Consider the following 11537-nt stretch of genomic DNA (forward strand, 5'->3'; position numbering starts at 1 on the left):
ACGTGACATGAAGCAAAAAAGTTCAGACATTAAAAATAAATACCAACATCTAAAGCCCGGCAGTTTGTCCTTCAAACTGTTTTTGCTTTACGATATTTTTATGGTGTTTATCATTGTGTTTAACCTTTTTTGCTTAGGCGCCAATTACTTTTTGATGAGCAGCATTGGCGAGTGGCTGTTTCAGCAAATTCACCTTGAAACGTTATTAACATTTTACCGCGCCGAACTGCACCCTTGGGTGATTGTTAGCGAAGCGTGGTTTATTGGCTTTTTAATTGTGGAACTGCTGATTCGCTGGGCAATTGCAGTGGTGTACAAACATCATCAGCGCTGGTTTTTCTTTCCATTTATTCACTGGTACGAAATTTTAGCGATTTTGCCGCAACTACGTTTTTTACGTTTGTTTCGCGCGGGAATCATTGGCTATCGACTCTATGAAATGGGCTATCAAGTTATACCAGGCAGTTGGCTTAAACGCGGTCGTTTTTATTATCAAGTTGTGATGGAAGAACTCTCCGATCGAGTGGTCATCACGGTGCTCGATGGTGTTAAGCAAGAGCTTGAAACCAGCTCGACCCATAAAAAGATTTTACATGATTTGATTGATCATCATCGGGCACTATTTGCGCAGACCTTTGCCGAAATTTTGCAAGACTCATTGGCAGAGGCTTTAAAAACCCAGCAACCGATCATGGCTGAGCGTGTGGGTAAAATTGTTAATCAGGCGATTGAAGATACACCCGAGCTAACCCAACTGCTTCGACTCATTCCGATTGTAGGCGGACGCATTGAATCGCAAATTCAGAGCATTGGTCAGCGTTTGGGCGAAAATATTACATCGGGGTTGATTGTTCCATTTGTTGAAGGCTCTGTAGCGCAGCCCAATGCCAATTATCAGTTAATATCGAAACGGCTTAGTGAAGTGAATATTGATAACCAAAAACTTGAACAACTGGTCGAATCAATTGTATTTGAAAGTCTGGAATCTATTCGTAAACAAGTTAAAGTGAAACATTGGCAGCAAGTACTTAAACAACACGATCAAGCCAAAGAATAAGCATATCGATAAAATATTTAGGCTAGTCCCTAGAGAATTCGGATAATTTGTTCTAGGATTTGATCTATTTACTCACCCAACTTCAGGGCCAGTGGCACGTCAGAAGTTCTCAAGGAATCATTATGGCTGATATACGGATTACAGGAAGAATGGTTAATTTTACCCGATTAACCTTCGATACCAATGATCATGATGTCATCCGGCAACAACTTACCGCAATTTTAAATGAAGATGCCTATCAAGGCACATTGGTTATTCTTGACAGTACGGTAGATCAAGAACTGATTGCACTGATTCAGTTGCTGATTAGTCTGGGCTTACAGCCAATGGCCGTGATAGATGGCCTATTGAGCGATGAGGCCAAATCGATTCAGTTTCCTGTGATGCCAGCCGACCAACCTCTACAGCGGATCAAGGCCACGAAAGAAGAAGTTGTGGTTCAGTCAGCCAAAGTGACAGAGAAAAACGCTGAAACAAAAACACCAACAACGAAAACAGCGATTTCGCACAAAACATCTTACCATGACGAAATTTTGCGAACCGGACAATGTCTGGTACAAGATCATGGCGACATTATTTTAAATGCAGGAATGAACAGCGGTTCTGAAGTGATTGCTTCAGGCAACATTCACATCTATGGAAATGTGCGTGGCCGCATTATGGCGGGTGCAGGTGGAAACCCTGCTGCTCGCATCTTTTGTCATGCCCTTGAAGCCGAACTTGTTTCAATTGCAGGCACGTATTGTGTTGCAGAAGACATCCCTAAAGATGTATTAAAGAAATCTGTACATATATATTTAAACGATAAGCAAGAACTTGAATTTCGGGCTTTGGAATTTTAAGGTATAAATTAAGCACCAAATAGGCCCATAAGATCGGGCGTATGACCATAATAGGAGTGGATTCGGTGGCCAAAATTGTTGTCGTAACATCAGGCAAAGGTGGTGTAGGTAAAACTACAACAAGTGCATCTTTTGCAACAGGTTTAGCCCTACGTGGTCATAAAACTGTTGTGATTGATTTTGACGTAGGTTTACGTAATCTTGATTTGATCATGGGGTGTGAGCGTCGAGTTGTCTATGACTTTGTGAATGTCATCAACAATGAAGCACGTTTGCAACAAGCGCTGATTCGTGACAAAGATATTGAAAATCTTTATATTTTGCCAGCTTCACAAACACGTGACAAAGACGCCTTGACTGACGACGGTGTGGCTCGTGTTATTGAAGAATTATCACAAGAATTTGATTATATTATTTGTGATTCACCTGCGGGTATCGAGCGTGGCGCAATTTTAGCCATGTATCATGCAGATGAAGCGATTATTGTGACCAATCCAGAAATTTCATCGGTACGTGACTCTGATCGTATTATTGGAATGCTGGACAGCAAAACAAAAAAAGTCGAACAGAACGAAGGGCGTATTCGTAAGCACTTGTGTATCACACGTTTTAATCCAGAACGTGCAGATCGCCAAGAAATGCTGACGATTGATGATATCTCAAAGGATATCTTACGCATTCCAACCTTAGGGGTTATTCCTGAGTGCCCGGGTGTTTTACAAGCTTCAAACGAAGGTAAACCGGTCATTTTGTATTCTGAAACCAAATCAGGCCAATCATATGATGACTTGGTTGCACGTTTTTTAGGTGAAGAACGCCCTTATCGACACATTACAGTACAACCAAAAAGCTGGTTGGCTCGACTATTTGGAGCATAACGATGGCAGGATTTTGGAGTAAACTGTTCGGAACTGACGAGAGACCATCAAGCGCACAAACTGCCAAAGATCGTTTGAAAGTAATTGTTGCCTCTGAACAGGGCTTGGGACGACGTTTGAGTCAAGACAAAATTGATCAAATGAAAAAAGAGATCATGCAAGTGGTCAGTCGTTATGTACGTGGTGTGGGTGAAGACCATATTCAAATGCAGGTACGTTCAGAAGCAAATATTGAAATGCTTGAAATGAATATCAATTTACCTGAAGAACGATAATTTCATTACTGATTGGTCAATCACCCAGAAATTAAGGCAAAATATGAGACTGGATCAGCAAAGCAACGCTTTGCCCAGTCGCAAGACGAGAAGCTGTGCTTCGAGTGGACTGGAGCGAGCATCTTTACCCAGTCGCAAGACGAGAAGCTGTGCTTCGAGTGGACTGGAGCGAGCATCTTTGCCCAGTCGCAAGACGAGAAGCTGTGCTTCGAGTGGACTTGAACAACGGTGCGTCTCGTTAAAATATTCAAAATATCCTGTCTCAAATTTTGCTTTTAAAGTGTAAGAGGAGCGTGTTATGGCATTATCACAGCCAGCAACTTTCAATGAAGAATGGTCAGATGAACGTGTTTTTGCCTACCTTAACCAACTTCCTCCAGACGGTGTAAATGCCGATTTTCATGTGTTGTATCATGCATTTAAACACATGCGTCCAAACGACTATGAGCGTCTTTTGACTCAGTTTGTTGCCGATGGCCGTGATGTAAACGCGACCAATCCTGAAGGTCAGCGTATTCATGATGTGATTGCTGAATTTCCGCGTCAGCGCGAACCTTTTTTAGAGGTACTAGCAAAGTTTGCATAAGTGCTAAAAAAAACCTGCTTGATGCAGGTTTTTTTATGATGGTTGAGTTTAGACCAATATTTCTCGTTTACCGTTGGCGCCCATGGCACTTACGATGCCATTTTCTTCCATCTGATCAATGATTCGAGCTGCTCGGTTGTAGCCCAAACTAAATTTGCGCTGTAAGGATGACGTCGATGCTTTACGAGTTTCCAAAACAAATGCGACGCATTGATCATAGAGCATATCTCGATCAGATCCCCCTTCTCCACCATCTTCAAAACCACGTGCGCTTGGCTCTTCATCAAACGGTGTTAAAATTTCATCGACATAATTCGGGGCACCGCGTTCGCGCCATGCATCACAAATCCGATTCACTTCATCATCGCTAATAAAAGCACCATGTACACGCTCAGGCTCGATTTTTCCAGGCCCAAGAAATAGCATATCACCATGGCCTAACAGGTCTTCTGCACCACCCGCATCCAAAATCGTTCGTGAGTCAATTTTACTGTTAACCCGCAGTGCAACGCGTGTAGGAATATTGGCTTTGATTAATCCCGTAATAACGTCTACAGAAGGACGCTGAGTCGCCAATAGCAGATGAATGCCGGCAGCACGAGATTTTTGCGCCAGTCGGGTAATCATTTCTTCGGCTTTTTTACCTACTTGCATAATCATGTCAGCAAACTCATCTGCCACAATCACAATTGAAGGTAAAGGTTGTAAGCGTGGGGCACGTTCTTGGGTGGCCGAATCACTTGGCTTCCACGTTGGATCAATCAAATCTTCACCGTTAGCAATTGCTTCTTCAACCTTACGGTTATAGTCTGCCAGTTTACGGATCTTTAAAAATGACATCAGCTTGTAACGGCGTTCCATTTCATTGACACACCAGTTAAGTGCACTCACCGCGTCTTTCATGTCTGTGACCACTGGAGTAAGCAAGTGTGGAATATCGTTGTAATTGGCCAATTCAAGCTGTTTCGGGTCAATCAGAATGAGGCGAAGCTGATCTGGGGTATATTTGAGCAGCATTGATAAAATCATGGAGTTGACTGCGACTGACTTACCCGAACCAGTCGTTCCTGCTACCAGCATGTGCGGTGCTTTACCCAAATCGGTAATGACAGGATTACCTGAAATATCTTTACCCATGGCCATCGAGAGTAAGCCGGCAGGGTCTTTAAATGACGGTGTCTCAAGCAGCTCGATCAAGCGCACCATTTCACGCGCGCTGTTTGGTACTTCAATACCGATATAAGGCTTGCCGGGAATAACCTCAACCACACGTACCGATGCCATCGACATCGAGCGGGCCAAGTCACGTGAAATATTGGTAACTTTAGATGCTTTCACACCGGGCGCCAGATCAAGCTCAAATCGTGTAACCACCGGGCCAGGCTGAGCCTCGACCACTTTGGCCTTCACATTAAATTCTTGTAACTTGATTTCAAGCAGTTCAGATAAACGTTCGAGCTGCTCGACAGTGAAGTTGACCTTCTTATTCGGATCAACTTTGTCTAGCAAATCAAAGCCCGGTAACGTTGGTAAATCACGACGCTTTTGTGCCACCTGCATTGCACGTGACATCGGTCTTCCCGAAGCATCTGTGAGTGGGGCGTCAAAATCAAACTCATCTTCTACCGGCTTACCTGCGGTTTCCTGCCAAGCTTCAATGAAGGCTTCTTTTGAAAGTGCTGCCTGCTCGCTTTCTGGCGTTACTGCTTTGGCAACAGGCGCTTGTTTGAGTGGCTCTGGTGCTCTGATTTCTTCTTCAGTCAAAAGATCAGACTGCTCTTCTGGTTCATACGCCGCATATCGATTTTGAGGCTGATGCGTTGTAGATGACGCTTTAAGCGTCTGCTCGACTTGTTCGATCAAATGATCAGTCTCTGAACGCGTAGTTGGCTGCGCTTGCGAGACAAACGGCGTGTGAATGTCAGACCCCGATTGATTCGGCATAGCGGCCAGTAATTCATCAAAAATCTGATCGTCATTCCAGTTCAGTTTATCTTTATTTAAAGGATTTGACTGATCATGAGCTGAGACTGAATCTGTGTGTGCACACTGAGCTTGTGCATTTAATTGTCCATGTTCATCATCTGCGGCACGAAGTAATGCATCGATTTCCTGTTTGTGAGTCAGATCATCAGATTGCAGCGCTTTCCATACCTCTCCGGTCGGTACCAAACGCTTTGATTCACTTTCAAGCCGATGTGCCTTTTCAAGCGCTTTCTCAAATTCCTGATCATCTACAGGTAATGGATCTTGATATTGCTGCTGGGCACGCTGTTCTTTCGCAACGACATCTTGGAATAACCGCTCAACCGTCTCGTCATCTGCCACATACTGATGGGTACGTGCCGCTGGCGCAATACTTGGGTTTTCTTGCTCTGGTTGAACCGCTTGTTCTGGTAAAGCAGAAGTGCTTTTAGATGCAGCACTGACCGATTGTGGCGCTTTCTTGGCTGATTGCTCCGTCAAATCATAGTCAGACTCATTCGGAGAGACGTTTTTATAAAATAGGTCTTGTAAATAAGCTGGTGTTGCTTTGAGTGTTGCCCATGTACGATTCCATTGAATGCCAAATGCCAAGGTGAGCAATAGCACCCAAAATACCAGCAAGAACAGCGTCGCACCATAAATGGTCAGGATACCGGACAGACTTTCACCCAGCTCATAGCCAATAATGCCTCCTGAGGCATTGGCTAGCGTATCTGCTGGTACATTCCAGTACAGATAAAGCAATGTAGAGGTGGCTAAGATAATAAAAAACTGCGCTGCATAGCGAAACGGTCGGTTTAGAAAACTGCGTGGCCACCAGACTTGAATGGCTTCAATAAACAAAAACAATGGAATCAGTAAACTCGCCCAGCCTAAAAAACCAAACAGCAAATCAGCAATCCATGCACCGGCAACGCCGCTAGCATTCGAGACATTTTGAGTGTCGCTTGAAATATGCATCCAGCCGGGATCGAATGGGGTATATGTCACAGTCGCGACAAACAGATAAATCCCGAACGAAACCAAAAATAATGTAATTAATAAACGCTGTGCATAAACGCTCGACACCGCAGTCATATACTGTCCTGTAAAACCAGTTTGAATGAATTCATTTGTTCTTTCGTTGGCTCAAAACCGGCAACGAATTAATTCACATATTATGCACCTGTTCTGTAAAAAATGATGCATGATTGTTGAAGCTTGTTGTTAACATCTTTCAATAAAATCGTATATAGCTCAATTCGATTTAGTTGATCAATATTATCCACATCAAAACGACGCCATTTGGCTCAACTTTCACGTATAATTTCAAAAATTTCGATATTAATAAGGAACTCGTCATGAGCGCTCGTCACTCTCGACTTATTATTCTTGGTTCTGGTCCTGCAGGTTATAGCGCTGCAGTTTATGCTGCACGTGCCAATTTGAAGCCAACGCTGATTGCAGGCTTACAACTTGGTGGACAGTTGACTACAACAACTGAGGTAGATAACTGGCCTGGCGATCCTGAAGGTTTAACCGGTCCGGTATTGATGGAGCGTATGCAGGCACATGCAGAACGTTTCGGTACCGACATTGTCTATGACCATATCAATGAAGTTGATTTAAATACACGTCCGTTCGTTTTAAAAGGCGATATGGAAGAGTACACCTGTGATGCTTTAATTATTGCAACAGGCGCGACTGCACAATACCTCGGTCTAGAATCGGAAGCCGCATTTATGGGTCAGGGCGTAAGTGCCTGTGCAACCTGTGACGGTTTCTTCTACAAAGGTCAAAACGTGATGGTTGTGGGTGGTGGTAACACTGCTGTTGAAGAAGCACTCTACTTATCGAATATTGCAGCTCACGTCACACTGGTTCATCGTCGTAGCAGCCTTCGTTCAGAAAAGATCTTGCAAGATCATCTGTTTGAAAAAGAGAAAGAAGGCAAAATTAGCATTATCTGGAACCATCAAGTCGATGAAGTTTTGGGTGATAATACGGGCGTTACAGGCGTACGCTTGAAATCTACTCAAGACGAAAGCACACAAACTGTTGATGTACAAGGCTTATTCGTTGCAATTGGTCACAAGCCAAATACGGGCATGTTTGAAGGTCAGCTTGAGTTACGTGATGGCTATATTCAAGTCCAAAGCGGTACGCAAGGTAATGCAACTGCAACTTCAGTTCCGGGTGTTTTTGCGGCAGGTGACGTTGCAGATAACATTTACCGTCAAGCGATTACTTCGGCGGGTTCGGGCTGTATGGCTGCACTTGATGCAGACAAATACTTAGAAAACATCTAAGTCACACAGCAGTTCTCATCACATTAAAAGATCGGCTAAAATAAGGCCGATCTTTTTTATTCTCTCTCCCTTCATGATTTTACCTTCGATGTATGTGTTTCCCGATCCAGTTGAAGCCGACCCAGAGGGTCAAGGGTTGATTTGCATCGGGGCAGATTTAGAACCTTCAACACTTTTTGAAGCCTACACACATGGATTATTTCCTTGGTTTAACGAAGGTGATCCGATCTGTTGGTGGAGCCCCGACCCGCGTTGCGTCATCTATCCCGAGCAATATCGCCCAAGTAAAACACTTATTCGGAGTATGAAAAAATACGATTATCAAGTGACCATTAATCGTGCCTTTGAGCAAGTGGTTCGTGCTTGCGCCCTGCCCCGCAATTACACCAATGACACCTGGATTTCAGAAGATATCGTGCAAGGCTACGTCGAACTGTTTAAAGCAGGCTACGGCTATAGCGTCGAAGTTTGGCAAGAAGATCAATTAGTAGGCGGATTATATGGTGTGAGTATTGGTAAAGGCTGCTTTGGAGAATCAATGTTTAGTACACGTACCGATGCCTCCAAAATGGCATTTTATACGCTCATGCTGATTGGGCAAGAACATCAAGTGCGCTGGATTGACTGTCAACTGGTCAATGACCATTTATTAAGCTTAGGTGCTTGTACACTTTCTCGTCAAGACTACTTAAAATCGTTACAAGATGTAATTATTGAGCCCCCTATCAATTGGAAAAAGTATTCAGAACGTGTATTTTCAAGTAAAAGAATTGCCCAAATTGCAAAACTAACCGAATGATAACAATGAGGGGACATACACGATGAAATCTTACCACCCAAAGTCCCTTCTCAATGACTTACAGTACTATATTACCCCGCCCCACGACTGTAGCTATCTAGACAACAAATCTGCGCGCATGGTGTTTCTCGATCCAATCCACCGGATTGACGTGGTGACGCTTTCTGAACTTTCACGCGTTGGTTTTCGTCGTAGCGGCGACTTTGTGTATCGCCCAGAATGTCATTTGTGCAGACAGTGCCTGTCTTGCCGCGTACCGGTCGACGAATTTGAAATGAACAGCATGCAGAAGAAAGCCTGGAAACGAAATCAGGATCTGCGCATGTCGATTGTGCCCACACATGCCGCCACAAATGTGCATTATGCCTTGTATGAGCGTTACATTAATGAACGCCATGCCGATGGCGATATGTTTCCACCAAGTCTAGATCAGTTTGAAAAGTTTCTGGTGCATAGTTGTACCGAAAGCTTCTTTTTAGAATTATGGAAAGATGATCGCTTGGTCTGCGTTTCAACATGTGATTTGATGGACGACGGATTATCTGCGGTTTATACCTTTTTTGATCCAGCCGAGCAGCGCCGATCTTTGGGTGTGTTTGCAATTCTTAAACAGCTCGAATATGTGCAATCGTTACAGCTCGATTATTTATATTTAGGTTACTGGGTGCCACATTCACAAAAGATGAATTACAAATCTCAGTATATTCCCCTCGAATTACTTTTAGACGGCCAATGGCGCCGCCTGAATCGCGCACTGTCGCAAGAAGAAATTGATCAACTGGGTGAGTCACTGATGACCATTTTACCTTCTGAATGGAACAGCTTACTGATTAAATAAGCACTGCTTACTTAAATAAATCGGCAAAATTATCACTGCATGCTTTCACCATAATGATGGCATGCTCACGTCCGCCTTCTGGTCTTGGGTAATAATTGCGTCGTAAATCAATTTGATGAAATCCAGATTTTTCATATAAACGAATCGCTGCTGCATTACTTTCGCGGACTTCTAGAAAAATTTGCACAGGTTGATTACTTAAAAGATTGATCGACGCATCGAGTAAGTCAAAGCCAAGCCCTCTGCCCTGTTGCCGAGGATCAATTGCCATCAATAACAAATTGGCTTCATCAAGCACAGGCTGCAAAATACAAAAGCCCGCCAATTTATTCTGTATTTCAATCACGGTACTTTGATATGAATCCACCGCTTCATAAAATTGCTGTGCTGACCATGGATGAGTTTGAACCAAGCGCTCAATCGCCACGATAGCTTCAACATCGTCATGTTGCATTTTACGAATCACGGGAGTTTGCATAATAAAGATTTAGATGAAGAGACTCGAGGCACAATCTTAACCAACAACTCGGCATAAAAAAAGGGCAATTGCTTGCCCACGGAGTTAACTTTAAATCTTATAAACCCAGTTTGGCTTTCCATGTTGCCAACAGGTTATTGGTATCTAAATCATTCGGATGAAACCCAGGCTTAAAATACGCCAACATTTCATCTAACATGCCAGTAATAATACCTTTAGATGGGCTATAAGCATACGTATAAATTGTGCCAAGCTCTTTCAGATTTAATTTACCATCTTCTTGTAAAAGCTTTGCAACAAAATATGACTGAGTAATAAAAATAGCCAGCATAGAGACTACCAATGCCGTATTTCTAAGCGAATAAGCTTTTAAATCCCGACCAAAGATTCCCTCAAACACATCATAGGCTACGGCTTTATGCTCATTCTCTTCAATTGCATGCCAGTACCACATGGTCGACATCGTATCATCAGTCATAAGCGCTTGAATATGTGGGTTTCGTAATAATTGTGAGGCAATGGTCGCAGTAAAATGCTCAAGTGCTGTAGTAGCGGTTAAATCAACCATTTCTTGTGTCATACCAAACGGTTTGACCAGTTTTGCAAAAATTTTACGGCCGGTCTGAATGACTTTTCCTGTTCTTTGCTCAAGGCTTGCCACATCGTGACCATATTTTTGTGCCGAGGCATTAAAGCCAACATGCTCTTGAGTATGCATGGCTTCTTGACCGATAAAGGCACTGATTTCTTTTTGCAATGCATCGTTGTCTTTGATTGCAGGGTGGTAGCGTACTGCACGAACCGAATCGATAAAAAACTTCTCACCATCCGGAAATAAAGCAGATAAAGCAGTCATAAAATGGGTCAGACCTGCAGAACCATTCATCCAATATTCGGGTACATCGTTGAAGTCAAAGTTCATACGACGAACTGGAAAACTTGCACCTGCACGGTTGGTAATATTCACTTTAGCGTTCATGCCAACGACTCCTCAAGGGTAAAAGACCCTTGCTTTCTTATTTAATTTCTTGATTAAGATCATACTTCTTTCATAAAAACGTGTAAGTGCAGTTTAGGACACAGAAATGTCAGTTAAGGACATGAGGAGAAAAAGACGTGATGAGTGAAACGGATTTTTCGACGCAAGAGAAAAAGATGTAATAGATGAAACGGATTTTTCGACGCAAGAGAAAAAGATGTAATAGATGAAACGGATTTTTCGACGCAAGAGAAAAAGATGTAATAGATGAAACGGATTTATTTAAATCTCGATGAATTGATGACATAAAAAAAGCGCCCCAGAGGAGCGCTTTTTTCACTGAATAGTGATTATGCAGTTACTTTCGCAACAACACCAGCACCTACAGTACGACCACCTTCACGGATCGCAAAACGTAGACCTGGGTCCATTGCGATTGGGTGGATCAATTCTACTGACATTTCAACGTTGTCGCCTGGCATTACCATTTCAACGCCGTCTTGTAATTGGATTGCACCAGTTACGTCAGTC

The 11537-nt window shown here is 43.2% G+C and carries 13 protein-coding genes; 8 read left to right on the forward strand and 5 right to left on the reverse strand.

Annotated elements, in window-relative coordinates; genetic code table 11:
* Positions 1-7: 7 nt before the first annotated feature.
* From Aso01_RS14600 to minE, 4 genes are all read left to right on the forward strand, one after another.
* A complete protein-coding gene (locus tag Aso01_RS14600) occupies positions 8-1057 on the forward strand; it encodes a hypothetical protein (protein WP_004935437.1) in 1050 nt (349 codons plus the stop codon).
* A 122-nt stretch (positions 1058-1179) separates the two neighbouring features.
* On the forward strand, positions 1180-1899 hold the full coding sequence (minC, locus tag Aso01_RS14605; RefSeq protein WP_004935434.1) for a septum site-determining protein MinC: 720 nt from the start codon (positions 1180-1182) through the stop codon (positions 1897-1899).
* A 65-nt stretch (positions 1900-1964) separates the two neighbouring features.
* Positions 1965-2777, forward strand: coding sequence for a septum site-determining protein MinD (gene minD / locus Aso01_RS14610; RefSeq protein ID WP_004935432.1), 813 nt, complete (start codon positions 1965-1967; stop codon positions 2775-2777).
* Between the two features lie 2 nt (positions 2778-2779).
* Positions 2780-3052, forward strand: a complete 273-nt coding sequence (minE, locus tag Aso01_RS14615; RefSeq protein WP_004935430.1) for a cell division topological specificity factor MinE — start codon at positions 2780-2782, stop codon at positions 3050-3052.
* 54 nt (positions 3053-3106) lie between these two features.
* On the opposite strand, the gene Aso01_RS14620 is transcribed toward minE, so the two are convergent.
* Entirely contained in the window at positions 3107-3244 is a 138-nt protein-coding gene (locus Aso01_RS14620; RefSeq protein WP_155757841.1) for an FKBP-type peptidyl-prolyl cis-trans isomerase, read from the reverse strand.
* Positions 3245-3350: 106 nt separating this feature from the next.
* Here Aso01_RS14620 and Aso01_RS14625 point away from each other — a divergent pair, with 106 nt between their 5' ends.
* Positions 3351-3638: a PA4642 family protein gene (locus tag Aso01_RS14625; RefSeq protein ID WP_004935429.1), complete on the forward strand. Its 288-nt coding sequence runs from the start codon at positions 3351-3353 to the stop codon at positions 3636-3638.
* Between the two features lie 48 nt (positions 3639-3686).
* On the opposite strand, the gene Aso01_RS14630 is transcribed toward Aso01_RS14625, so the two are convergent.
* On the reverse strand, positions 3687-6701 hold the full coding sequence (locus Aso01_RS14630; protein ID WP_004935426.1) for a DNA translocase FtsK: 3015 nt from the start codon (positions 6699-6701) through the stop codon (positions 3687-3689).
* A gap of 263 nt (positions 6702-6964) precedes the next feature.
* On the opposite strand from Aso01_RS14630, the gene trxB reads away from it, so the two are divergent.
* The 3 genes from trxB (at position 6965) to Aso01_RS14645 (ending at position 9549) form a co-directional block, all read left to right on the forward strand.
* Complete coding sequence (gene trxB, locus Aso01_RS14635) at positions 6965-7912, forward strand: thioredoxin-disulfide reductase (protein WP_004935423.1); 948 nt, start codon at positions 6965-6967, stop codon at positions 7910-7912.
* A gap of 73 nt (positions 7913-7985) precedes the next feature.
* Complete coding sequence (aat, locus tag Aso01_RS14640) at positions 7986-8711, forward strand: leucyl/phenylalanyl-tRNA--protein transferase (RefSeq protein WP_004935421.1); 726 nt, start codon at positions 7986-7988, stop codon at positions 8709-8711.
* 22 nt (positions 8712-8733) lie between these two features.
* Complete coding sequence (locus Aso01_RS14645; protein ID WP_004935419.1) at positions 8734-9549, forward strand: arginyltransferase; 816 nt, start codon at positions 8734-8736, stop codon at positions 9547-9549.
* 7 nt (positions 9550-9556) lie between these two features.
* Here Aso01_RS14645 and rimI read toward each other — a convergent pair whose 3' ends face one another.
* The 3 genes from rimI to Aso01_RS14660 form a co-directional block, all read right to left on the reverse strand.
* Complete coding sequence (gene rimI, locus Aso01_RS14650) at positions 9557-10015, reverse strand: ribosomal protein S18-alanine N-acetyltransferase (protein ID WP_039910016.1); 459 nt, start codon at positions 10013-10015, stop codon at positions 9557-9559.
* A 109-nt stretch (positions 10016-10124) separates the two neighbouring features.
* Complete coding sequence (locus tag Aso01_RS14655; protein WP_004935416.1) at positions 10125-11006, reverse strand: metal-dependent hydrolase; 882 nt, start codon at positions 11004-11006, stop codon at positions 10125-10127.
* A gap of 350 nt (positions 11007-11356) precedes the next feature.
* On the reverse strand, positions 11357-11537 hold a 181-nt coding region (locus tag Aso01_RS14660; RefSeq protein ID WP_042065549.1), incomplete at its 5' end, for an EF-Tu C-terminal domain-related protein.

The organism is Acinetobacter soli (assembly GCF_000760595.1).
Classification (GTDB): domain Bacteria; phylum Pseudomonadota; class Gammaproteobacteria; order Pseudomonadales; family Moraxellaceae; genus Acinetobacter; species Acinetobacter soli.

Excerpts from the sequence above, each read along its gene's own strand:
- Aso01_RS14655 (WP_004935416.1), bottom strand. The coding sequence starts at position 11,006 with ATGAACGCTAAAGTGAATATTACCAACCGTGCAGGTGCAAGTTTTCCA.
- Aso01_RS14600 (WP_004935437.1), top strand. The coding sequence starts at position 8 with ATGAAGCAAAAAAGTTCAGACATTAAAAATAAATACCAACATCTAAAG.
- trxB (WP_004935423.1), top strand. The coding sequence starts at position 6,965 with ATGAGCGCTCGTCACTCTCGACTTATTATTCTTGGTTCTGGTCCTGCA.
- Aso01_RS14645 (WP_004935419.1), top strand. The coding sequence starts at position 8,734 with ATGAAATCTTACCACCCAAAGTCCCTTCTCAATGACTTACAGTACTAT.
- aat (WP_004935421.1), top strand. The coding sequence starts at position 7,986 with ATGATTTTACCTTCGATGTATGTGTTTCCCGATCCAGTTGAAGCCGAC.
- Aso01_RS14625 (WP_004935429.1), top strand. The coding sequence starts at position 3,351 with ATGGCATTATCACAGCCAGCAACTTTCAATGAAGAATGGTCAGATGAA.
- Aso01_RS14630 (WP_004935426.1), bottom strand. The coding sequence starts at position 6,701 with ATGACTGCGGTGTCGAGCGTTTATGCACAGCGTTTATTAATTACATTA.
- minC (WP_004935434.1), top strand. The coding sequence starts at position 1,180 with ATGGCTGATATACGGATTACAGGAAGAATGGTTAATTTTACCCGATTA.
- minE (WP_004935430.1), top strand. The coding sequence starts at position 2,780 with ATGGCAGGATTTTGGAGTAAACTGTTCGGAACTGACGAGAGACCATCA.